General features: G+C 54.6%; 22 protein-coding genes and 1 tRNA gene. 15 read left to right on the top strand and 8 right to left on the bottom strand.

The window, feature by feature from the left end:
- The first annotated feature begins 89 nt into the window (after window positions 1-89).
- Complete coding sequence (locus HBO23_RS10415; RefSeq protein ID WP_170037991.1) at window positions 90-515, top strand: helix-turn-helix domain-containing protein; 426 nt, start codon at window positions 90-92, stop codon at window positions 513-515.
- Window positions 516-623: 108 nt separating this feature from the next.
- Here the strand turns inward: HBO23_RS10415 and HBO23_RS10410 are convergent.
- Window positions 624-700 (bottom strand) — tRNA-Val (locus HBO23_RS10410).
- Between the two features lie 184 nt (window positions 701-884).
- On the opposite strand from HBO23_RS10410, the gene HBO23_RS10405 reads away from it, so the two are divergent.
- The 14 genes from HBO23_RS10405 (at window position 885) to HBO23_RS10340 (ending at window position 16311) form a co-directional block, all read left to right on the top strand.
- Window positions 885-2168, top strand: coding sequence for an FAD-binding oxidoreductase (locus HBO23_RS10405; protein WP_099549905.1), 1284 nt, complete (start codon window positions 885-887; stop codon window positions 2166-2168).
- A 1032-nt stretch (window positions 2169-3200) separates the two neighbouring features.
- Window positions 3201-4049: a transporter substrate-binding domain-containing protein gene (locus HBO23_RS10400; RefSeq protein ID WP_042558395.1), complete on the top strand. Its 849-nt coding sequence runs from the start codon at window positions 3201-3203 to the stop codon at window positions 4047-4049.
- Window positions 4050-4056: 7 nt separating this feature from the next.
- Window positions 4057-4716: an amino acid ABC transporter permease gene (locus HBO23_RS10395; protein WP_131672230.1), complete on the top strand. Its 660-nt coding sequence runs from the start codon at window positions 4057-4059 to the stop codon at window positions 4714-4716.
- Window positions 4716-5363 (top strand): amino acid ABC transporter permease, encoded by a 648-nt coding sequence (locus tag HBO23_RS10390; protein WP_042558394.1) that lies wholly within the window; start codon window positions 4716-4718, stop codon window positions 5361-5363. Before HBO23_RS10395 ends, HBO23_RS10390 begins: the two co-directional genes overlap by 1 nt.
- A gap of 4 nt (window positions 5364-5367) precedes the next feature.
- Window positions 5368-6174 carry an amino acid ABC transporter ATP-binding protein gene (locus tag HBO23_RS10385; protein WP_042558393.1) on the top strand — a complete coding sequence of 269 codons (807 nt, stop codon included), beginning with the start codon at window positions 5368-5370 and terminating at the stop codon, window positions 6172-6174.
- Window positions 6171-7403 carry a M20 family metallo-hydrolase gene (locus HBO23_RS10380; protein ID WP_042558392.1) on the top strand — a complete coding sequence of 411 codons (1233 nt, stop codon included), beginning with the start codon at window positions 6171-6173 and terminating at the stop codon, window positions 7401-7403. The genes HBO23_RS10385 and HBO23_RS10380 overlap by 4 nt, the downstream gene beginning before the upstream one ends.
- A 16-nt stretch (window positions 7404-7419) precedes the next feature.
- A complete protein-coding gene (locus HBO23_RS10375; protein ID WP_042558391.1) occupies window positions 7420-8130 on the top strand; it encodes an urea carboxylase-associated family protein in 711 nt (236 codons plus the stop codon).
- Window positions 8131-8212: 82 nt separating this feature from the next.
- Window positions 8213-8818: a cupin domain-containing protein gene (locus HBO23_RS10370; protein WP_042558390.1), complete on the top strand. Its 606-nt coding sequence runs from the start codon at window positions 8213-8215 to the stop codon at window positions 8816-8818.
- A 496-nt stretch (window positions 8819-9314) separates the two neighbouring features.
- Entirely contained in the window at window positions 9315-10322 is a 1008-nt protein-coding gene (locus HBO23_RS10365) for a BMP family protein (RefSeq protein ID WP_162184574.1), read from the top strand.
- Entirely contained in the window at window positions 10322-11839 is a 1518-nt protein-coding gene (locus HBO23_RS10360; protein WP_042558389.1) for an ABC transporter ATP-binding protein, read from the top strand. Before HBO23_RS10365 ends, HBO23_RS10360 begins: the two co-directional genes overlap by 1 nt.
- A complete protein-coding gene (locus tag HBO23_RS10355; protein WP_042558388.1) occupies window positions 11836-12936 on the top strand; it encodes an ABC transporter permease in 1101 nt (366 codons plus the stop codon). Before HBO23_RS10360 ends, HBO23_RS10355 begins: the two co-directional genes overlap by 4 nt.
- Window positions 12926-13852, top strand: coding sequence for an ABC transporter permease (locus tag HBO23_RS10350; protein ID WP_042558387.1), 927 nt, complete (start codon window positions 12926-12928; stop codon window positions 13850-13852). The genes HBO23_RS10355 and HBO23_RS10350 overlap by 11 nt, the downstream gene beginning before the upstream one ends.
- Before the next feature lie 38 nt (window positions 13853-13890).
- Complete coding sequence (locus HBO23_RS10345; RefSeq protein WP_223816864.1) at window positions 13891-14805, top strand: polysaccharide deacetylase; 915 nt, start codon at window positions 13891-13893, stop codon at window positions 14803-14805.
- 486 nt (window positions 14806-15291) lie between these two features.
- Window positions 15292-16311 (top strand): GlxA family transcriptional regulator, encoded by a 1020-nt coding sequence (locus HBO23_RS10340; protein WP_169864294.1) that lies wholly within the window; start codon window positions 15292-15294, stop codon window positions 16309-16311.
- A gap of 89 nt (window positions 16312-16400) precedes the next feature.
- Here HBO23_RS10340 and HBO23_RS10335 read toward each other — a convergent pair whose 3' ends face one another.
- The 7 genes from HBO23_RS10335 to HBO23_RS10305 form a co-directional block, all read right to left on the bottom strand.
- Window positions 16401-17741 (bottom strand): MFS transporter, encoded by a 1341-nt coding sequence (locus tag HBO23_RS10335; RefSeq protein WP_042558386.1) that lies wholly within the window; start codon window positions 17739-17741, stop codon window positions 16401-16403.
- Window positions 17742-18038: 297 nt separating this feature from the next.
- Complete coding sequence (locus HBO23_RS10330) at window positions 18039-19250, bottom strand: M24 family metallopeptidase (protein ID WP_042558385.1); 1212 nt, start codon at window positions 19248-19250, stop codon at window positions 18039-18041.
- A gap of 999 nt (window positions 19251-20249) precedes the next feature.
- Complete coding sequence (locus HBO23_RS10325; RefSeq protein WP_052491505.1) at window positions 20250-20858, bottom strand: hypothetical protein; 609 nt, start codon at window positions 20856-20858, stop codon at window positions 20250-20252.
- A gap of 151 nt (window positions 20859-21009) precedes the next feature.
- Complete coding sequence (locus HBO23_RS10320; RefSeq protein ID WP_042558384.1) at window positions 21010-21807, bottom strand: amino acid ABC transporter ATP-binding protein; 798 nt, start codon at window positions 21805-21807, stop codon at window positions 21010-21012.
- 8 nt (window positions 21808-21815) lie between these two features.
- Window positions 21816-22481 (bottom strand): amino acid ABC transporter permease, encoded by a 666-nt coding sequence (locus HBO23_RS10315; RefSeq protein ID WP_223816863.1) that lies wholly within the window; start codon window positions 22479-22481, stop codon window positions 21816-21818.
- A gap of 3 nt (window positions 22482-22484) precedes the next feature.
- On the bottom strand, window positions 22485-23135 hold the full coding sequence (locus HBO23_RS10310) for an amino acid ABC transporter permease (protein ID WP_042558382.1): 651 nt from the start codon (window positions 23133-23135) through the stop codon (window positions 22485-22487).
- Window positions 23136-23165: 30 nt separating this feature from the next.
- Entirely contained in the window at window positions 23166-24017 is an 852-nt protein-coding gene (locus tag HBO23_RS10305) for a transporter substrate-binding domain-containing protein (RefSeq protein ID WP_042558381.1), read from the bottom strand.
- Window positions 24018-24185 lie beyond the last annotated feature (168 nt).

Genomic DNA, 24185 nt, shown 5'->3' with positions numbered 1-24185 from the left:
TCCGAGCAAAAGGAAACTCCATGGTATAAGGTGTATACCTAATATCAATAAGGCACTTAAAAGTGCTCAGGTATACCCGAGGAAACTACATGCAGGAAAAAGCTATTCAGGCGTTGGGGCAAAACGAGAACCCTCCAGTCGTCTACGCCGCTGATTGCACCAGCCGGATACTGCTCGATCAGATCGCGGACAAATGGTCCGTATTGATACTGGCAACGCTCTGTAAAAGCCCGCTGCGCTTCAATGAAATCAAACGTCGACTCGACGGCATTACGCAAAAAGCGCTCACGCAAAGCCTGCGTCGCCTGGAGCGCAACGGCATTTTGTCGCGCCGCGTCATTCCCTCTTCTCAAGTCGCCGTCGAGTACAGCGTTACCGACCTGGGGCATACGCTGGAAGAGCCATTTCGTGCGTTATATAGGTGGACGCTCCAACATTCTGAAGCTGTGATGAACGCCCAGGCGGCATTCGATAATGCTTGCAGAAGAGCAGCAGCACGACGGGTAAAAGCATAACGATGGCGGCGGGAGTGTTGATAAGGAAGTTTTACAAATCGCAGGCAACAAAAAAGGGCCCACCTTTCGGTGAGCCCTTCCAGACCGCCCAGCAGAGCGGATTTTGTTTGGTAGGCGCGATTGGACTCGAACCAACGACCCCCACCATGTCAAGGTGGTGCTCTAACCAACTGAGCTACGTGCCTGCTGTGAGGCGGCATTCTACGGAATTCCGAAGGGGTGTCAACATCTTTTTTGCAGCTAACCCTATGAATATGCGAATTTTTTATTTGTGAAAGGCATGCCCGGGGTTTTCGGGTGGCTGGCAGGCAATTTTCAACTCAGGTAGGATCGGCGCACTCGTAAAAAATATAAAACAGAGGTTCCAGGATGGCGAACACCCCCTACCCCCAGTCGTATTACGCCGCGTCCGCGAATGCGGTTCCGCCACGCCCGGTGCTGCAAGGTGAAGTCGAAACCGATGTCTGCGTGATTGGCGCCGGTTATACCGGCCTGTCCAGCGCGCTGTTTCTGCTGGAGAACGGTTTTCGCGTGACGGTACTGGAAGCCGCCAAGGTCGGCTTTGGCGCCTCGGGCCGCAATGGTGGGCAGATCGTCAACAGCTATAGCCGCGACATCGACGTGATCGAACGCAGCGTTGGCCCCAAGCAGGCGCAGTTGCTGGGGCAGATGGCGTTTGAGGGCGGCAGGATCATTCGTGAGCGCGTGGCCAAGTACCAGATCCAGTGCGACTTGAAGGACGGCGGTGTGTTCGCTGCACTCAACAGCAAGCACATGGGCCACCTGGAGTCGCAGCAGCGCCTGTGGGAGCGCTACGGCCATACGCAGCTTGAGTTGCTGGATGAGCGCCGTATCCGCGAAGTGGTGGCCTGTGACAACTATGTCGGCGGCCTGCTGGACATGAGCGGCGGCCATATTCACCCGCTCAACCTGGCACTGGGCGAAGCAGCGGCGGTGGAGTCCCTGGGCGGCACGATTTACGAGCAGTCTGCGGCGGTGCGCATCGAGCGCGGCGCCAACCCTGTGGTACACACCGCCGAGGGCAAGGTCAGGGCCAAGTTCATCATCGTCGCGGGCAATGCCTACCTGGGCAACCTGGTGCCGGAGCTGGCGGCCAAGTCGATGCCGTGCGGCACCCAGGTCATCACCACCGCGCCGCTGGGCGATGAACTGGCCAAGACCTTGCTGCCGCAGGACTACTGCGTCGAGGACTGCAACTACTTGCTGGACTACTACCGCCTCACCAGTGACAAGCGCCTGATCTTCGGCGGTGGCGTGGTGTATGGCGCGCGCGACCCGGCCAACATCGAAGCGATCATCCGCCCGAAGATGCTCAAGGCCTTCCCGCAGCTCAAGGATGTGAAGATAGATTACGCCTGGACCGGCAATTTCCTGCTGACCCTGTCGCGCCTGCCACAGGTGGGTCGCCTGGGCGACAACATCTATTACTCCCAGGGCTGCAGTGGCCACGGCGTGACGTACACGCACCTGGCGGGCAAGGTGCTGGCAGAAGCGTTGAGAGGCCAGGCAGAGCGTTTTGATGCGTTTGCCGACCTGCCGCACTACCCGTTCCCGGGCGGGCAACTGTTGCGCACACCGTTTGCGGCGATGGGTGCCTGGTATTACGGGCTGCGGGATAAGCTGGGGTTCTGATTGCGATAGCTGGCTGCCGACGATGGCCATACCTTGGACCGAGGTGTAGCTATCGCAGGCAAGCCAGCTCCCACATTGACCAGTGGCAGCTTCAGAAGAAGCTCAACCCAAAATATCAAATCGCAGACACAAAAAACCCCGGTCTTTCGACCAGGGTCTTTGCTATCGGATCAAAGCAGCTTAACACTTGCTTTGTGCTCCAAGGCGTTCAGTGGGCCTTGGGGCAGATATGGCGCAGCGGACGGGATCATAACTCATCCTCTAAATCATTGAAAGCTTCAGCTTTCTGTCGCTCAGCATACCGCTGATGGACTTGATTATGTACTCATTATTTTAAGTTGGGAATTACGATGCTCAGCGACTCTCTGAATGGCCCGAATAGATTACTTTGGACCAGCTTGACGTTCGCGAGCACCTGATACGTCTTGGTAACGTCAAAACCTCGGAGCCGGAACCCAGTCGCTATGTAGTGGTCGACTGATCCCAGCCAGATGTAGCATTGCCCATTACCGTTGCTGCGGCTCTACGTAAAGCAGTTGACTAAAGCCAGAAATCGGCCAATTGCGGACATTCCGTGCTAATCACTGTAGGTCAATGATCATGCGTTCGGTTTCAATCGAATGCCTCGCAATCGTAGCCTGCCGTCTCAGAGTTCAAACTTCCGGCTCTCGCCAACCCTGCAAAGCGTGCCAAGGCGTTCAAGCTGACCAAAGCTGCCATTAGTGACCGACTGCTTTCGAGCTCTGAATAGTTACTCGTTAGGACATATGTAAGCACTGCGTTTTTTCCCCCGCCCCACGAACAAGCACCCGAGCAGCGTCGGCACATCCAAGCACTACAGACACCACCCACACACTGCGCACCACATCAATGCGTAACACCTGCTATCGCACGCAATTAGCGCACCTCTCCCGACTTCCCATCCTCTCCTACGCCCCTATTCGCGCAAGCTACCTCCTGGCACGCTTCATGCTCTTGTATTAATATTCAAGTTACTTGAATAACAATTTGAGGAATTCAAGGGGAATACCAATGACGCGTTTCACTCTAAAAGCACTCTCGCTGTCGCTCGTCACGCTGTGCAGTATTTCTCTAGCGCACGCAGACGATTTGCTGCAGCGCATCAAGCAGAAAAACGAGATAGTCGTTGCCACCGAGGCGCGTTTCGCGCCGTTCGAGTCGGTAGAAAATGGCAAGATTGTCGGCTATGGCGCAGACCTGATGCATTACGTACTGGATGCTGACTTGCCCGGCGTTAAGGTGCGCCAGCTCGATCTACCGTTCCAGGGGATTTTGCCAGGCTTGGATACCCGTAAATTCGACTTCGTCGTGACATCAGTGACAGTCAATAAAGCGCGTTTTGAGCAATTCGCCTTTACCGTCCCCATTGCCGAGTCCACCGTTGCATTGCTCAAGCGCGCCGACGATAACAATATCAAGGCATTGACCGACTTGAACGGTCGGGTGATTGGCTCTCAGGCAGGTTCCGGCCAGCTGGCAGTGCTACAAGCACTGGACACCAAGCTCAAAGCTGAAGGCCAACCGGGCCTCAAGCGGATCAAAGAGTATGTGAGCTTCGATGAAGCTTATGCGGATCTGGCCAATGGTCGTCTCGATGGCGTGGCACAGTCGCTTTCCAACCTAGGCCCATTGATGAAAGCTCGTCCGGGGCTTTTCACAACGCTGCCGGAGATGGTGGGTCCAGTGACGTATTTCGGCTGGGTCGGTCGCAAGGATGCTGACAGCGCAAGCCTGGTGAAGCTATTTAGCGAGGGCATTGCCCGTGCAGGAAAAGATGGCACCTTAAAGACGCTGCAAGATAAGTGGTTTGGTTTCACCATGGACTTGCCTGCTGATGCCATGCCAGTACCGAGCATCTGAGCCGCTGATGATGAATGATTTCAGCAGCCGTCTCGCGCTCTATTGGCCTGCCTTGATCGACGGTGCAACAACCACATTGTGGTTGTGCGCCATCGGCATGCTGCTGGGTTTCATTCTCGGCGTAGTAATTCATCTGATTGCCAATGGTCGCAGCCCTGCCGGCAGAGCATTCACCCGGGTGTATGTCAGTTTCTTTCGTGGCACGCCCATGCTGGCGCAGCTGCTGCTTCTGTTCTATCTCCCATCAGCCCTGGGCCTGGATGTGCCACCCATGGTGGCTGCTGCTGTAGCCCTAGCGCTGAACACGGCGGCTTATCAGTCGCAGATTCTGAGCAGCGGTTTCGCCGCAATCCCCAAGGGCCAGATGGAAGCGGCGGCCGTGTTTGCCATCGGCAAATACAACACGCTTTTTCATATCCAACTGCCACAAGTGTTGCGCCTCACCTCACCCGCGCTGATCTCCGAGTTGATCGATGTGATCAAGGTTTCAGCCGTGGTTTCGGTCATTTCCATCACTGATTTGATGCGCGTCAGCCAGCAGCTGGTTTCGCAGACTTACCGCCCGCTTGAGGTGTATCTGGTGGCGGGCTTGTTTTATCTCGTGCTGACAAGCCTGTTGAGCGTGCTCGGCAGCCTGCTGGAACGTCGCTGGAAGGAGCTCAAGTGATGCAAGAATTATTGAGTTATCTCCCGGATTTCGCCAATGCACTGCTTGTCACGCTGGGTATTAGCCTGACTGCCGCTGCCATGGGCTTACTGCTGGGATTCGGGATCAACGCCTTGCGCATGGCGGCCCCAGGATTTGTAGCGATCTATCGCGTTTACGTGTGGCTTATTCGCGGAACACCTTTTCTCGCCCAACTCGCGATTATTTATTTCGGGCTGCCAGTCATCGGTCTACGGCTGGAAGCCGTCGAGGCAAGCATCCTCTCGCTGGCCTTATACAGCGCTGCTTATTTTGCTGAGCTGTTCCGCTCTGCCTGGGCCAGTGTGCCCAACGGTCAAGTAGAAGCAGCGCGGGTGCATGGCATTTCGCGCAGCCGGGTGTTCTGGCACATACAAGCGCCGCAAGCGCTGGCATTCGCCCTCCCGCTATTGGGCAATCAGGTGATCCTGACCATCAAGGAAAGCGCCGTCACCTCGATTATTACCGTGCCAGAACTGACCATGACTGCCGGACGCATCGTATCCACCACCTTTTCCTACGTATTGCCGTATGCCCTGCTGGTGTTGAGCTACTGGCTGCTGACCTCGTCGGTCGCAGCTGTAGCCAGCGCACTGGGGCGGCGCATGACACGCCATCTACGAGGCTGAACAGATGAATACCCTTCCGCTTCTCAACTTGCGTGGCGTTGGCAAATCCTATGGCTCGCACCGTGTGCTCAGTGAGTTTGACCTGAGCGTACAAGCCGGTGAAATCGTGTCTTTGATCGGGCCTTCAGGATCAGGAAAAACCACCGCCCTGCGCTGTATGAATTTCCTTGAGCGCTATGACGAGGGAGAGATATGGATCGATGGTCAACTGCTGGGCTATAGCGGACCGGGCAGACGTGAAGCCGACCGCGACAGCGAAGCCAAGATCGATGAGGTGCGCAACCCGCTGTCCATGGTGTTCCAGCAATTCAATCTGTGGCCGCACATGACCGTGCGCGACAACGTCATGGCGCCTTTGGTACTCGGCAAGAAAATCGCCAAGGCCGAGGCGCGCAACCTGGCTGATCAGGCACTGGCACGGGTCGGCCTGAGCGCCAAGGCGGATGCGTACCCCGCTCGCCTCTCCGGCGGACAGCAGCAACGCGTCGGCATTGCCCGGGCACTGGCAGTAAAACCGCGGTTGATGCTGCTCGACGAACCGACCTCGGCGCTGGACCCGGAATTGGTCGAGGAAGTACTGCAGGTCATTCGCAGCCTTGCGAACGATGGCATGACCATGGTGATGGTGACCCATGAAATGAGCTTCGCTGCACAGATATCCAGTCAGGTAGTGTTTATGGAAGCAGGAAAAATTATTGAAACCGGTACTCCGCAGGCACTGTTTCAGGCACCAAAGACGGAACGCTTACAGCAGTTTCTCAGCCCCTGGTTTAACCGCAGCCTCACTCCACGCGTGCAGGTGACCCCATGATTGCCGATCAAGTGATGCAGGCCGTTTCATCGGAACGACTGCAGCGTTTGTTGGAGACCCTGGCAACCTTCGGGCCCGGCATCGATGGCGGAATGAACCGTCAGGCGTTGTCCGAAGAAGACTTCCTGGCCCGCGCCTGGCTGATTGAAGAAGCCCGAAAACTGGACTGCAAAGTGTGGACCGACGCCAGCGCCAACCTGTTCATACGCCGCGAAGGCCGTGAGGACTTAACGCCAGTGATGACCGGGAGCCACGTCGACACCCAACCCACAGGCGGGAAGCTTGACGGCTGTTACGGGGTGATGGCCGGGCTTGAATGTCTGTATGCGTTGGCAGAACTCAACGTCAGCACCCGTCGCCCGATCGAAGTGGTGGTCTGGACTAACGAAGAAGGCAGCCGCTTCAGTCCAGGAGCGATGGGCTCCAGCGCCTACGTAGACCCGGCGCGACTGGAGACTTATCGAAACAACCTTGACGCTGCGGGTATCTCGGTAGGAGAGGCACTGGACGCTCACGCCCTGCGCTTTGCCGAACTGCCACAGCGCGAAAAAATCGCCACACACGCCTTTGTCGAGTTGCACATTGAGCAAGGCCCGATATTGGAGCAAGCCAATGTCCCGCTGGGAGTGGTTTCGGGTATTCAGGGCGTGCGCTGGTATCAAGTGCGCTGCAAGGGTGCTTCGGCACACGCAGGAACCACGCCGACGCACATGCGGCGCGATGCGTTGTTGCTCGCCATGGAATCCCTCGGCCGCATCGACGCGCTGGCCGAACAACTTGCCGGTGACGACAAGCGCCTGACATTCGGACGCTGGAACGTCTCGCCCAATGCAATCAACACGATTGCCGGTGAAGCAACCTTCAGCATCGACTTCCGCCACGCCGATCCGGCTGTACTCGAAGCCTTCGATAATGCCCTCAGTGCCTGCCTGCCTGCCGACGCCGAACTGACCAGCCTGTTCAGCCACAGCCCGACCGCGTTCGATCATCAGGTCATCAATGTGTTGGAGAACGCCTGCGACGCCACAGGACTGACTTGGCAATCGATACGTTCTGGCGCCTTCCACGACGCCATGTATCTGGCCGGGCACTGTCCGACAGCAATGCTTTTTGTACCCAGCCGGGACGGCATAAGCCACAACCCGAAGGAATTCACAGATCCCGCGCAATTGAAAGCAGGCGCCCAGGCATTGGCCTGGAGCCTGGTTGCACTTGCAGAACAACCCTGAACCCATAGGAACTCATATGACCAATATTACCCATAGCCACGACTATCCGGCCTGCTGCCAGCCCGACAATGGCTCCTCGCTGGGCATCAACGCCACGTTGAAAGAACCGATCTCGGCCGATGGCACTCCAGTCCTGGGCGAAAGTTACACAGTGCCTGCCCGTTGTGGCCGCGCCGTCCGCCTGAAAGCTGGCCAGGTCATCAAAATCGTCAACACTCACGGCACCCAGGTATGTGACACCTGGTTGTTCAACAGCGAAGACATGAGCGAATTCCTATCGATGGAACATGCTCGCGCGCATTGCAACAGCATCATTCCCAAGACTGGCGACGCGCTGTTCAGTAACCGCCGCCGCACGATCGGTACCTTGTTGACCGACACCTCACCCGGCATTCACGACACCTTGATGGCTGCGTGTGACCTGCACCGCTACACCAACCTGGGAGTCGAGGGTTATCACGACAGCTGCGCGGATAACATGCGTCTGGCCTTGCAGGCTATTGGTCTGCGCTCCCATGAAGTTCCGCAGCCTTTCAATCTGTGGATGAACATTCCGGTCAAGCCTGATTACACTGTTGAATGGCTGCCGCCGGTATCCACAGCCGGGGACTACGTTGAAATCCGTGCAGACATGGACGTTATCGTGGTGATGTCAGCCTGCCCTCAGGACATTGTGCCTATCAATGACCTTAACCCGGTGGAAGTTACCTTCTCGGTTCACGGCTGATCTTCAGTACCCCAGTAGACGACAGGCTCCCGTAACCCTAGGATGCCTGTCGCTCACTTCGTACAAACTTTTCGAGGGATGCATGTCCACACCCAGCAAAACGCCAGTAGCCAAATCCCAGCATTCCGATGCCCTGCCGAGTTTGAGCGTTCGCCTTCGCCATGCGCGTAAGGTGGCAGGCTTAACTCTCAAGCAAGTTGCCCAGGCTGCCAACTGCTCCGAAAGCCTGATTTCCAAGCTGGAAAACGACGCCGCATCGCCTTCACTGGCCATGCTGCACCGCCTGGCACTCGCGCTAGGCAGCAACGTGTCCGAGCTGACATCCGAAGACTGGGAGTCTGAAGAGCCCGTGCTGCGCGCCGGCGGTCGACAAGTGAGTCGTTTCGCACAAGGCACCGCCAAGGGCTATATCGATCTGGAACGCATCACCCATCTGCAAAAAGGCGGGCTGCTGCAAGGCGATATTCATATCGTTTCCCCTGGCATGGTCAGCGACATGATCGAGCATGCTGGTGAAGAGATGGGTTACGTGATCGAGGGAAGCCTCGACCTGACTCTCGGCGAGACCACCTACACGCTGAATGCTGGCGACTCCTTTCACTTCCCCAGCAACGTACCCCATGGCTATCGCAACTCGACCAAGAGTGTCGTTCGCATACTTTGGATCAACACGCCCGCTACCTTCTAACAAACTGCTTTCGGTACTTGGCAACGTCCGCCTCGTCGACACCGCCGCTGACAGCAGCGCCCACCACCCCGCAACATGCGCCGCTCTGATTTGAAATGCATATCTGCAGAGAAAATCGGGAGCGCAGCCTTTTTGGCAAAGTAGTGTCAGCACGCCGCCTCGCAACGCCGTTGGCTCATACAGGTGTTGCATTTGCGGTGCTGTAGGCGATGTCAGGATCGGTGACAAATCATCCGGCCACAACGCCCTCAACGCGCCTTTAACGTCAGAACCAACAATATTCATCAAGCACCTTGAATAAATATCCTGCCACCGTCTTCTATTAGTGCAGCCTACGCCCAGACGCCTCAATCCGGCGCAATTCAGGTTGGCGAAAGACCTTGGTTTTGTGGTGCTACAGGGCAATAGATCGTGCCTCCGAATCAGGCATGAACATTGCTTTCACATTATTCAAGTAACTTGAATTAAATGTAAGCCACTATAATCAGGGGACCGTATGACCCAATCCAGCGTCACGACTCGCTTCACTTTGCTCGCTCGCATTGCAGCGATAACCACCCTCTCCTTCTCGTGTGCCTACGCGGGGACAGTGGCTGCGGATCCGTTGAAAGTTGCCATTGTGCTAGCCGGCAACATCACCGACCGTTCCTTCAACCAGTCCGGTTATGAGGGTGTAATTCAGGCACGCGACGCACTGAAGATAGATGTGGCCTACAGCGAAAAGGTCCCGCAACCAGACCAGGCTCAAGCCTTGGCAGACTACGCCCGACGCGGCTATGACGTGGTGATTGGTTATGGGGGCGAGTTTCAGGATTCAGTGGACCGGGTTGCCAAACGCAACAGCAAGACCCAGTTCCTGGTGGTAAACGGCACCAAAAGCGGCGGCAATGTCTCGACGCTGGCGTTCGATATGAAGGACATGGGTTATGTCATTGGCTACATCGGCGGCAAAACGTCGTTGAGCGGAGTGGGTGGTTTTGTCGGTGCGCAAAAAATCAAAGCGTACTCCGACCTCAACGACGGTTTCGTCGAAGGCTTCAAGGCCGCCCGACCACAGGGCCAGGTCCTGAGTGCATGGACCAACGACTGGGATGACCTGGCCAAAGGCAAAGAAGCGGCCTTGAATCTAATTGGGCAGAAAGCCGATGTGGTGTTCCCAACCATGGATAACGCTGTACTTGGCAGTCTGCAAGCAGTCCGTCAGGAGAACAAACAGGGGTTCGGAATTTACTACGATGCGTTGAGTGACTGGCCGGATAACCTGCTGCAATCAGCCGTGCTAGATATGCGCGGTGCGCTGCTGACGGTGCTTACTCAGGCGCAAAGCTCGTCGCTGGGCGGCAAGTCTTATGTGTACGGCTTTGAAACGCCCAAAGCCTTCCGCCTCGGTAGCTACGGCAAAGCAGTATCCGAGCAGACCAGGACCGATGCCGCGGCATTGATCGAGACCATCAAGCAGCGCAATGCCAGCCAGCCAGCAGTCGCGGCGGCGGTAAAACCCTGATGAGCTATTTACAACTGGAGGGAATCGGCAAGCGATTCGGCGACTTCACGGCCCTGAAGGACGTCACTCTGGGAGTAAGCAAAGGCAGTATCCATGCGCTGTTGGGTGAGAATGGTGCGGGTAAAACCACACTGATGAACATCCTCTACGGCTTTTACCAACCGGACTCCGGTGTGGTTCGCCTTGATGGTAGGGAGCTGTCAATCGACTCGCCCCGTCAGGCCCTGTCCGATGGTATTGGCATGATCCACCAGCATTTCATGCTGGTGGATAACCTGAGCGTTCTGGAGAACGTCGTCCTCGGCCTGCCGGGCGGCCTGCGGCTGAAACTCACTGATCACCGTCGCAAGCTGATAGAACTGAGCGCTCAGGTCGGCCTGAATGTCGATCCTGATCGCCTGATCTGGCAACTTCCGATAGGCATGCGTCAGCGGGTGGAAATCCTCAAGGCGCTGTATCGGGACGTGGAAGTGCTGATTCTGGATGAACCCACCAGCGTTCTGGCCCCTACCGAGATCGACGCATTTCTACAAATTCTGGATAACCTGCGCTCGATGGGCAAAACCATGTTGTTCATCACGCACAAGCTCGATGAGGTGTTTCGGGTTTGTGATCGGGTGACGGTACTGCGCCGGGGCAATGTCGTCGGACACGCTCAGGTCAGTGAAAGCACGCCACAGGAAATTTCCCGGTTGATGGTCGGCCGTGAATTGGCCCAGCCCGTTGAGCTTCCCATGGTTGTACAGGGCCCGGTTGTGCTCAAGGTACGAGCTTTGTCGGCCAATAATGATCGCGGCATTCAGGCGTTGAATTCTGTCAGCTTCGAGATTCGAGCGGGGGAAGTGCTGGGTATTGTCGGCGTTGACGGCAACGGCCAGGCGGAGCTTGCGGATACGATCGCCGGAATGCGCCATGCGCAATCCGGGGAAGTCTACATGCGCGGCCAGTCGATGCTTGGCCACGATGTCGCCAGCCGCCGTAAACGGTTCAGGGTCGGCTATGTTCCCGAAGATCGCCACAGCACCGGGCTGGTACTGGATTTCACGCTGTGGGAAAACGCCATGCTGCGCGATCACCGACGCTCACCGTTTTCGCGTTTCGCCCTGCTCAAAACAAAACGCGCGCGGGAGATCACCAAAGACTGGTGCTCCCGATACGACGTGCGCATGCACTCGGTTGACCAGCAAGTACGGTTCCTCTCAGGAGGCAACCAGCAAAAGCTGATTTTTGCCCGGGAAGTCGAATGCGACCCTGATCTGCTAATCGTCATGCAGCCGTGCAAAGGCTTGGATGTCGGTGCTATCGAAGCCGTGCAAGGGGTCGTGCGCGAACAGCGGCAAGCGGGCAAAGCGGTGCTTTACATATCGACGGAGCTGGAAGAAGTCATGGCGATTTCTGATCGTATTGGCGTGATGTGCGCAGGTCATCTGACGGGTGTACTGAATCGCGCCGACGCCACAGCGGACCTGATTGGTTCACTGATGACCAGCACGGCTTCACAAGAGGTTTTGTCATGAATGAAGTCTGGCGCTGGCTGCATCGCCTGCGAATGGTCTGGGCGGTGCTTGCAGCCTTTGCCCTGGGTTCGCTGCTCATCGTAGCGGCTGGCAAAAATCCCATGGCTGCTTATCAAGCGTTGTTTAAAGGAGCCTTTTTCGACTATCACGGCCTGGCCGATACCCTGGTCAAAATGTGCCCGATGCTGCTCGCCGGGCTTGCGGTGATCATTCCCATGCGTTGCGGGCTGCTCAATGTCGGTGCCGAGGGGCAGATCTATATCGGTGGACTGGCAGCGGCAGCCGTCGCGCTGTATCTGCCGCAGATGCCTGCGATGCTGCATGTGCTGCTGTGCCTGCTGGCAGGCATGCTGGGCGGTGGCCTGTGGGGCTCGATTCCAGGGTATCTAAGGGCAAAACGCGGCATCAATGAAGTCATCGTGACGCTGCTGATGAACTACGTGGCGATCAATATCGTCAGCTATTTCGCAGGCGGTCCAATGATGCAGGAAGGCGCGCCCTACCCTTACTCAGCAGAAATCAGCGAAGACTTATGGCTGCCTCTGCTGCTGTCGGACACTGACACTCACATCGGTGTGCTGATTGCGGCGCTCTTGAGCTTGATGACCTTTGTCGTCTTCAAATACACCACCATCGGCTTTTCAATGACGGCGGTAGGCAAAAGCCCGCAAGCCGCGCGCTACGCTGGTATGTCCGTGAACCGCAACCTGATCGGCAGCATGATCGCAGGTGGCGCCATCGCTGGCTTGGCGGGGGCGATAGAAGTACTCGGGGTCAAATACCGGTTGTATCACCTGTTCAGCCCCGGCTATGGCTACGACGGCATCGTGGTTGCCTTTATGGCCAGCCTGAATCCTTTGCTGGCGACATTTTCGGCGTTTTTCCTGGCAGGCCTGAGCACTGGCGCGCAGTACATGCAACGCGCCATCGGCCTAGATGTGACAGCGATAGAAGCATTGCGCGGGCTGATCGTGATCTTTGTCGCCGCCGGGCTGATCTGGAAATTAAACCTGCAAAAGCGGAATAACCCGTTGGCGAAAACGGCCAGCATCCCGAACCAGCAAAACACAGCGGAGGGTTTGACCGATGGACGCTAGTTATCTGGATATTCTTGCCACCGGACTGCGCCTCGCCGTCCCGCTAATTTTCGCGGCATTGGGCGGCATCTGGTGTGAACGTGCCGGGGTGTTCAACCTGGCGCTGGAGGGCAGCGTCCTGGGCGGCGCGTTCGGTGCGGCTCTAGGTGCGTTTTTCCTGCAAAGCGTGTGGGGAGGTTTGCTGGGTGGATTACTTGCGGCGGGACTGGTCGGACTGCTATTGGCAACCATGACGGTGCGCCTGGCAATCAACCAAATGGTTGCGGGTATCGCCATCAACATGCTGGTCATTGGCATGACCTCTTTCTTCGCACGCATGGCGTTCAGCGAGCAAGCTGCTTCAGCATTGTTGCCGGGCTTCACGACATTGCCTGTTCCGGGGCTGGCGTCGATCCCGGTGATCGGCGATATTCTGTTCCAGCAGAATTTACTTGTCTATCTGCTATACGGCCTGGTGCCACTTGCCTGGTGGCTTCTATTCCGCACTTCGTGGGGCCTGAACCTGCGCGCCACCGGTGAGTATCCAAGAGCCGCCGATAGCGCCGGATTGAACGTATTCCGGATTCGTTTTTTAAGCGTTGTGGGCTCTTGTGTGATCGCCGGACTGGGTGGCTGCTATTTGGTGCTGTCACAAGTCTTCATGTTTACCGAGCACATGAGCGCGGGCAAAGGCTTCATTGCCCTGGCGGCATTGATTCTAGGTCGATGGAATCCAGTGGGCGCACTAGCTGCCTGTCTGTTGTTCGGCCTGGCCGATGCACTGCAACTGCGTTTGCAATTTGGTCATCCGGATGTGCCCTATCAGCTGTTCGTGGTGCTGCCTTATGTCGCATCCATTGCCGCACTGGTGATCTTCGCCGGAAAGATCAGGCCTCCGGCCGCCGCAGGTGAATACTTCAAGCGCGGTGGCAAATAGCATTTCGCCTCGACTTTCAGTTTTTAACAGGTACCGACATGAGCAAACCTGCAAGCATGATCAACAACCCTATTCCGTGGCCTGGCGGCGCGCGATGCGCCGTGGCGATCACCTTCGACATGGACGCCGACAGCTTCCTGCACCTGCATCGCCCCGCAGACAGCCATAAGCGGGTCAGCACCATTTCAACCCTGCAATACGGACCGAAAGTCGGCGTACCGCGAATCCTGCAATCCTACCGGGACCTGGGTCTGAAACAGACATTCTTCGTTCCTGCCTGGTGCATTGAGCAATATCCGGCCGCGGTCGAAGCGATGGTCAAGGACGGTCATGAAATCGGACACCATGGCTACATCCATGAGCACGTCAACGAAATCAGCGAAGAGGAAGAGCTGTTCTGGCTGCGTAAATCTATCGATATCATCGAACGCCACACAGGCCAGAAACCCCGAGGTTTCCGCGCCCCGCTATACAACTTCTCGCCCGCTACCACAGACCTGTTGATTGCCGAAGGCTTCAAGTACGACGCCTCGTTGATGGGCGACGATATCCCGTACATCCTGCAAGGCAAAACCGGCCAACTGGTAGAGCTACCGACCCATTGGGCGATGGATGACTGGCCGCCGTACGTGCACATGAGCGACATCGACTACAGCATGCCGATCCGTTCGCCTCAGGAAGCCATCTCCGTTTACAAGGCCGAGTTTGATGCGATGTGGGAGCACGGAGGGCTTCTGGTTGCAGTCTGGCATCCGTTCGTAAGCGGCCGCCTCGCCCGCTGGCATGAGGCGGTGCGCTTCATTGAATACATGCAGGCCAAAGGTGGAGTGTGGTTCGCCACGCTGGAAGAAATCGCCGCGCATGTAAGTCAAGTACATGACCAAGGGTCGGCAAATCTGCGGGTGGAGCGTATGCCGCCGTACGACGGCCCCGTCAAGTTTGACAAATATTAGCCAAAACGCTGATTAGCGGTCGCCATCAGGCGACTGCCTGACCACCACAGGCAATTCCTTAAACCTATAAAAATACACAGTCAACTCACTTACCCACATGTCCATTTCGGCGACGAGTCGTTAACTACAACTGACAGAATTCGCAATTGACTAAAATGCCCGCGCGTCGAATTCACAGCAGCGCACTTCAACGTCGAGTATTAGAGGGTTACCTAGACAAAGCTGCTATTAGGCCCAGCGATTTAACAAGTGGCCATTACGGAGCACCACCCCAATCACATTTTCTGGTACGGACGCCATGGCAGATGGGTAACAAAATGGACGCTCCATGCCCAAAATAAAAAAGCAAAAAGGCCGTTACGCATAGGCCCGACATGCAGGGTAAGATCAAGAGCCAAAACCTGCTAACAATCCCAGAACCAGATGATGCCGAATGTCGGCAGATTGCTGCAGAACGCGTCACTTATACCTTGAGGAGCGCTATCGATGGCGAAACTCCACGCGTCCCTCCACCCTGTCGCAGGGCGTTCGGTTGATGAACATCGGCCATTGAAAACCGTTGGTTTTTTGGTCATACCAAATTTCACCACTATCGGCTTCGCTTCCGCTGTGGAAACCTTGCGCATAGCCAATATGGCGGCGCGTCAAACGATGTTCCGCACGGTTATCATCGCTGCCAACATGGAGCCGGTCATGGCCAGCAACGGCATGCGCCTGCTGCCCGACTACACCATCACCGATGCACCAAAGCTGGATATGCTGTTCGTTGTCGGATCAAACCCTATCGTCTCTAATCACAGCAGCCTACCGCTACTCAACTGGCTCCGTAAGCTGGCGCATGATCAAGTGCCCCTAGGCGGGATTTGCACTGGAAGCCACTTATTGGCGCGCGCAAACTTACTTAAGGGTTATCGCTGCACTATTCACTGGGAAGACATCGAAGCTTTGAAGGAGCGTTTCCCGGGCATCATTATTTCCAATCAGTTGTTTGAGCTTGATCGCGATCGCTACACGTGCTCAGGCGGCGTGGCCTCTATGGACATGACACTGCAGTTGATAGCGCGCGAACCCGGTGGTCGCGAAATTGCAGCCCATGCAGCCGAGTTGCTACTGTGTGATCGGGTCCGGGGCGCGCAGGAACAGCAGCGTGTGCCATTACGACAGAAACTGGGCACCTCTCAACCTAAGCTCAGCCAGATGGTGGCAATCATGGAGGCCAATCTTGAGGAGCCGTTGGGCCTTGAGGAGCTCGCGCGATTGAACGAAGTGTCGGTACGGCACCTAGAGCGGTTGTTTCACAAGCACCTACAACGCACGCCGAGTCAGTATTACCTGGAACTGCGCCTGTCGCGAGCGAGACAATTGCTACTGCGCAGCGAGTCGCAAGTTCGTGATATCGCCCTCGCTTGCGGCTTTATCTCCCCTGCGCACTTCTCCAAATGCTACAGCCGTTTCTTCGGGATATCACCCCTCGGCGAACGCAAGCAAGTGGCTGCGATGCATTAATTTATAGGGCGTATCCTCATCGCAATGGCGACCGCGAGGACTCCACTGAACAGGCTATGCCCCCTATATATTGGGTTGTGACGTTCGGGTCAGTCTTGCAAAGCTTTATGCGCAGTCTCGCGGCTCGCCAGCATGGCAATTAACGCTACAGCGGCGGCCGCCAGCAGATACCAGGCTGGTGCCATTTTATTACCGGTCAGCTGAATCAGCCAAGTCGCAATAAATGGCGCCGTACCGCCGAACACCGCATTGGCGATATTGAAGCTGAAGGCAAAACCACTGAAGCGCACGCGGGTCGGGAATATCTCGGCGAGGAAGCACGGCAAGGTGCCGTCGTTCATCGCCAGGATCGCGCCGAAGGCTATCTGGATCATCAGGATGACGATCAGCGGCTGGTTGTTCAACATGCCGAACAGCGGCCATGTAAGCGCCAGAAACAGCACCGATGCGGTCAGCAACATGGCCTTGCGTCCGAACAGATCCGACAGCTTGCCCATCAGGAAAATCAGCCCGATGTAGGTCGCCAACGACACAGTCGACGCCATGAACGAATCGCTCTCGCTCATGCCCATCTCGGTAGACAGGTAGGTCGGCATATAACTGAGCAACAGGTAGAACGCTACCGCATTCAAGCATGTCACACCGATGCCGATAATCACGCTACGCCGGTGTAAGGTCAAAAGTTCGCGAACCGGAGCGTGGGTCGCGCATTCCTTGGCCTCGAGGCGTTTTTCCATCTCTAGAAATTTGGGTGTGTCTTGCAAACTCATACGGATGTAACGCCCGACTAGACCGAACGGCGCCGCCAGCAGGAAGGGCAAACGCCAGCCCCAACTGTGCAGATCCTCAACGCTCATCCACGAATGCAAACCGGCCACGAACACTGCGCCGAACAACAAGCCGGCAGCAGTACTCGCCGGCACGATGCTGGTATACAAACCGCGTTTACCCTCAGGGGCATACTCGGCCAGAAAGGCTGATGCCCCAGCGTACTCTCCGGAAGCGGAAAAGCCCTGAAACAAGCGGATTAGTAACAACAGAGCGGGTGCCCACAGACCAATATGGTTGTAAGTCGGCAGGATACCGATGCAGAAGGTCGAGATTGACATGATCAGAATCGACCAGGACAACGCGCTGCGCCGCCCGTACTTGTCTCCGAAGTGACCCCAGACTAGCCCTCCCAGCGGGCGAACGAAAAACGACAGCGCAAACACCGCGAAGGTTGCCAGCAGCCCGGTCGCCTTGTCGGTCTGCGGAAAAAACGTCAGTGCAATCACGGTTGCCAAATAGCCGTAGGCCGCGTAGTCGAACCATTCGACGAAGTTGCCCATGAAGCTGGCACTGGCCGCGCGCCGCAGTGCCTTGCGCTCGGAAATCCGTTCAAGCTGCTGTTCCAGGATCGGCGTCAGACTTGCGTTTTGGGTGCTCATTGCGCACCTCCGGGGGTAGAGGTGCTGTTATCGGAATGAAGAGGCAACGCTGTATCGCTACCAGAAGCGGTATGGAAATTGAACTGCTTCGAGCCCGTGGCCGGAATCGTGACGTAGTACATGACAAATACCCTCTATTGTTTTACTTGGCAGGGTTAAGGGTCAGTAAATGATGCGCGATATTATCGTGCACGCGTTGGTTTTTCCGGTTTAACTCAGCCGCCGGGACGGTATTTCCTATACTTTTACTATTAACAAAAGAAAACGCCGCACAGGTTCACTGTGCGGCGCCTAATCTCACTTCTTGATGATGTTATGTTCCGGGCCATACGGGAATTTGGTGATGTTTTCCCCGCCCTGCTCGTTGACGATCAATATGTCATGTTCGCGGTAACCGCCCGCGCCCGGAAGGCCTTCAGGCAGCATGATCATCGGTTCAATGGAAACCACCATCCCCGGCTCCAGTACCGTGTCAATGTCTTCGCGCAGTTCCAACCCAGCTTCGCGGCCGTAGTAATGGCTCAGTGTACCGAAGGAGTGGCCGTAGCCGAAGGTGCGGTATTGCAGCAGATCGTGCTCAAGGAAAATCTCGTTGAGTTGCAGAGCGATATCGCAGCAGCGCATGCCCGGCTTGATTAGTTTCAGGCCGGCCTCGTGCACTTTAACGTTCACTTCCCACAAACGGAGATGCTCGTCGGAGCAATGGTCCAGGAACATTGTGCGTTCCAGCGCAGTGTAATAACCAGCGATCATCGGGAAGCAATTGAGGCTCAGGATGTCGCCCTTGTTAACCTTGCGCGAGGTCACCGGGTTATGAGCACCGTCGGTGTTGATGCCAGACTGGAACCAGGTCCAAGTGTCCATCAGTTCGGAGTCCGGGAAGGTGCGGGCAATTTCGCGCACCATCGCCTGGGTAGCGTGCAAGGCGACTTCATACTCCGGCACCTGATCACGCAAGGCTTCCACGACTGCTGCGCCACCGATGTCTGCCACGCGGGCACCATGACGGATGATTTCATGCTCTTCGGCGGATTTGATCATGCGCATACGCATGCAAGGTGCACCGATATCCACCAGTTCGGCCTGCGGGTAACGACTGGCAAGTTTGTCGCGATTGAGCAGGTTCAGATGGTCAAATTCGATGCCAATGCGTCCAGCTTTCGGCAAAGCTTGCTGAATCGCGACGAAATAATTATCGCGCTGCCAGTCTGTGTAAATGATGTTCTCAGTGCCCACGGTGCGGCGCCAAGGCTGACCGCCATCGATGTTGGCGCTGATGGTAACGGCACTGTCTTGGGTAACGACCAGCGCGTACGGGCGACCGAAAGAGCAAAACAGGAAATCGCTGTAGTAGTTGATGTTGTGATAGGACGTGAATACTGCCGCATCAATATTGTTTTGCGCTAGATACGCTCGCAATTTGGCCTGTCGATTGGCGTACTCCTGAACCGAAAACGTCGATTTTACTTTTTCGCCGTTCTTGATCTGGATCGTTTTAGGCATTTGCATGTCATTTATCCTTGTCGTTGATTGAGCGACATAAGACGCCACTCTGGCTGGCCGCTGAACATCATTCGAACAGATGCGAACTAGGATTTTTTGTGCGAATCCGACCTGTAATTGGCCAGACCCGCTATTTTCGAAGGCGAACTCAGGCCTAATCAAAAAAAGTGCTCCACAGCGCGACGTTTTGGATGGCATACGTCCATCAACACTCAGCACGTCGCGCGTGAGGCTGCGACGGACAGGTTGTGCGGGCTATTCGACGCCAGGGGACGCCAGTCAAATCTCAGGCAACTACGTCATCATCTCGATACGTCGAGCTAGCTTGGAAAAGGCAAAATGTCTGGAGGTCGGTAATTGAACGTCGCCGATTTGTGACGTCAGCTTGGCTGATTTCGCGTGCGCCTTGATTAGTGAATTGCAACATCATCAGCCGCACTGACGCCAGATATAGATAGCACTACTTCCAGCAGACAGGCCTATCGGAGTTATGCGCGCCCAGCTGCCCACCATCATGACTTTGCCTTGTGGAGTAACATCAGACTACAGATTATTACGTAGGCGCCTGGAGCGGACAGGATCAAACATTAGCAGGCCGCCTGACCGCTAGCCTGTAGGGGTCTGCCAAGTGCAGCGTATTTGCGCTGTTATCGGTGATCAGAGCGAAAAAGCGCTTGAGTTCCGAGTAGCCCAACACATCTCAGATGTGCAGACCGGCTTCCAGAATGGGCGATGGATGCGATTCATTAGCGGATATCATGATATTAACGATAACATCCTTGCCGAGGCAGATCTTCATGCTAGCCCGATCAATCTCAGGATAAGGGTATGGCCACGGTGGTAGAGAGATTACCGAAACAAGCTTGGCGATGGATAATTTCGGTCTAGAAGTAAATAACATTGATATGCGAACGGTTGAGCACTTTCGAATCGGCCACACAAAACACCCAGGGCTCTGTCTCTTAAATCTACATCGATAAGCCACTTCATAACGGTTATCTGGAATTAAGTTCGGACCTGAGGGATCGTACCACTTGCGCCTAGTTTAACTGCCAGATTCTTTTCAACTTCTAACATCATGTATCCCCCATACTCTTGTGCTAGAAATTCGCACATGAGCCCTTGAACAGCTTGGCGGCCAATACATGTTAGGCGTCCACGGTCGACACAGAATGGCGCGGTGACAAACTTGATGTCTTTGTAAATACCGAGGTGCTGGGAGTATCCTATTTCAGGAAGGCTGCAACGAAAACCATTTAGCGCGCCACTCATTGCCAACAACCAGCCCGCACCGCCGAAGGCCCCCAGATCAACAGGCTCGGTGCTCCAATGGTCCAGCCGCTGCCTGATATCATCGTAATCCGTATCGGAATGTATATTCTCGGCGGTACACAGGATCAACACATTAAATAACTGCGCATGGTCCAGCCGAGTAGTTTCAGTAGCTATGCCGCTGCTTGCGTTAAGCGTGCCCCCTTCTAAACTGAGAATTTGCCATTCACAAAGCTGAAAGCCTGCTACATGATTAGCGGATCGTAGTGGCTGTATAGCATTCGCTAATGAATATAGGTCAAACCCCTCAGTGAGCAAGAACCCAACTTTCACAATATCCAAGTCACCTCCAGGAAATCTAGGCACTTTTCTGCATCCTCGGAACCATGCTCAAACGCGACACCGCACAATATAACATTTAGCAACTAATATTTCTGGAAAGAGATCAGACGATAGCTTGATCACAAAGTAAGACCATTGATGTAAATGCAATTCAATTTACACTGCCACCATTCTGCCGCTCATTCCATGACGTAAGGAACTGAAGTAAGCGAGGGCTGGTAGGAGCCCCAAATATCTGGCTAGGAGGTCCCTGTTCCTCTACGCGACCATCAGCGAGAAAGACGACTTTATCCGATACCTTTGCCGCGAATCCCATCTCATGCGTCACGATGACTAATGTCATACCTTCACTCGCCACGTCCTTAATGACATTGAGCACCTCTCCTACTAATTCGGGGTCTAAAGCTGAGGTAGGCTCGTCAAAGAGCATAATGCTGGGTTCCATCGCCAACGCTCTGGCTATTGCCACCCGTTGCTGTTGACCTCCGGAGAGTTGACTCGGGTAGCTTGAAGCCTTATGAGCGAGACCGACCTTTTCAAGCTGGGCCTCCGCCATCGCATATGCCGCAAGTTTCGGCATTTTTTTTACAAGCCTCAAGGGGGTGGCAATATTATCAAGAACACGCATATGTGGCCATAGATTGAACTGTTGAAAAACCATGCACACCTTGCGAAGCGAACTCTGGATTATGTTTTCGGGCAATTGGTACAAACCTCCAGTAACAGAGCTTCCGTAACCAATAAGGCGGTTATTTACCAGTACCTCACCACCGTCATATTCTTCAAGAAAATTTATACATCTCAGCAACGTTGATTTACCAGATCCAGAACCTCCGATGATGCTAACCACCTCGCCTTTCGCGACGGTGAGTGAAATGCCTTTGAGCACTTCATGTTGACCATAGCTTTTTTGCAAATCACGAATTTCTATAGCGTATGAATTGGACATGCATAACCTCAGCGCTGCAGATAATTTTTAAAATGCCGCTCAGCTCTGGAACCAATGCCAGCTAGTACAATGGCAATAGCCCAATACGTCAACGCCAATATCGTATATGGCTCCAGCATGGAGTAGCTCTGAACAGCAATTGTCATCGCCACGTTAGTTAACTCAGCGACTGTTATAATCGACAAAACAGACGACTCCTTTAGTAGAATTATCGTCTGCCCGACGACTGCTGGTACGCACCGAGCCATCATCTGCGGCCACAGCACAACGCGAAATACCTGGGTACCTGTCAGTCCCAGATCTCTTGCAGCTTCGAGTTGACCTTGTGGAATTGACTCACGTCCGGCACGAAATATCTCTGCAAAATAGGCTGCACCATACAACCCTAGACCTATCAATCCTACGGTTTCTGCAGTCCATTCAATACCTATGTATGGTCCCCCATAGAAAACCAAAAATAATTGTAGAAGAAGCGGCGTACCCCGAAAAACATTTAAATACAGCTGGTATAAAAAGGCAAATGGCTTGTTATCAGGCTTGTATAAACTCTGTAACACCAAGCCCAAAACCATCCCCAGCGCAATTCCCCCGATACTCATTTTCAGCGTAACGCAAATCCCAGCTAGGATTGAGCCACCGTACTCGTCAAACAGACCAATGCCGATCAAAGGCACCTCCTACGCAATTTTTAGCCTAGCTTCCAGCCAGTTACCCACCCGTCCAGTCGCCATTGTTAGAGCCAAGTAAAGCAGCCCGGTCACGATAAAGAATTCGATGGGGCGGTAGGTAGTTGAGGCAAGGGTTTGAGCTGTCCTCATAAGCTCATGTACAGCGACAGCAGAAATCAATGAGGAATTTTTAATGATATCGATAGTTTCGTTTACAAGAGCAGGCAACATGGCCTTCAACACTTGAGGTGTTTTAATATAAATCAATGCTTGCCAGCGCGACAGACCAAGATCTCTGGCCGCCTCAGTTTGACCGTATGGCAGAAGCTGGAAACCGGAGCGCAATATTTCACCTTGGAAGGCTCCACTGTTCAAAGTTAATGCGACAATCGCGGCCGCCAGTGGAGGTAAACTTATTCCGATAGAAGGTAGTGCATAAAACACTAGAACAAGCTGTACCAACAAAGGCGTGCCTCGAAAGAAGCTTACATAAACAGCGCAAAACATCCGGAGCCACCTACGCTCACTCATCAGACCAAGACAAACAGCCCAGCCCATCACCAGCCCTAACGCAATAGCGGTCAAAGATACCCATAGTGTGGTAAATAGGCCTGCCAAAAGCTGTGGCAAATAGTGGGCTGTAGCTGTTAAATCAAACATACCTAATTTTCCCGATTAGCATTACTGCATTCAGTTTATCGGTGCTGGAACAGCATCAGTAGGTAGAGGCATTTCGAAGCCGAACCATTTGCGCTGAAGTTTGGCTAACTCACCGCTTGCGTTCAGCTTTGCAATACCGTCACTAAAGAATTTAACAAGAGAGGCGCTGTCAGCATCTTTACGACCGGCCCACGCATAGTATGTCGGCGGTCCGAAGGGAGGCTGTACAATTTCAAATACATCTCCACGCTCCTTGATTAAAGGCGCGAGATTGGGTAGGGATTGAACGACTGCATCGACACGACGGGAGGCCAAAGCCGCATAAGCCTCATTATAGTCCATAAATGCCTTGATTTCTTTCACGCCCGAGTTCTTCGTCGGCTGTAGTACAGTCCGCTCATACTCCTTGAGCACGTCGATTTGTGGTGCCCCGGCTTGACTTCCTACTACCATGCCAATCAAATCTTCGGCACTATTGATCCGGGCGTCTCCTTTACGCTTCAATACTGCCACACTAGCAGTGGAGAAAGGCAAGGTAAAAGCAAAACTTTCTGCGCGCGCCTTAGTTATAGTAAGTGACGTGGCTACGAAGTCGAATCTTTTGCTGGATAATCCAGGAAGTATGCCCTGAAATGGAACATCTAATTGTTTAAGTTTAACCCCGGGCAAATCAAGCATAATCGCGTCGAGTAAGTCTTTCCCGTACCCGACAATTTTACCGTCCTCGATCATCTCAAAAGGCGCATAACGTGCTTCGGTTGCGACGACAATCTCGCCACGCCCCTTGATGTCAGAAAGTAAATCAGCCTTAGCCTCAACAGCTGCAAAGGACACTAAAGTGCCAACTAACAATGGGGTCAGCAGCGAGTACAGTGGTCTCATGACGCGATCCTTTCGATGAGTTACGAGTAGAAGTGGGCGAACCGGTTGGCGTTCACACAGCATGTCCACAACCGAAATCATGAACAAACGGCTATTTTTAACGTCGACTCATTAGGTTTACTAATGTCGGCATGACTCATGCTTGTACCGGTAAAATCCCAACAGCTG

The organism is Pseudomonas sp. WS 5532 (genome assembly GCF_012985445.1).
Lineage (GTDB): Bacteria > Pseudomonadota > Gammaproteobacteria > Pseudomonadales > Pseudomonadaceae > Aquipseudomonas > Aquipseudomonas edaphica.
The sequence above is the reverse complement of the archived record's forward strand: the minus strand, read 5'-3'. Positions and strand labels throughout refer to the sequence as shown.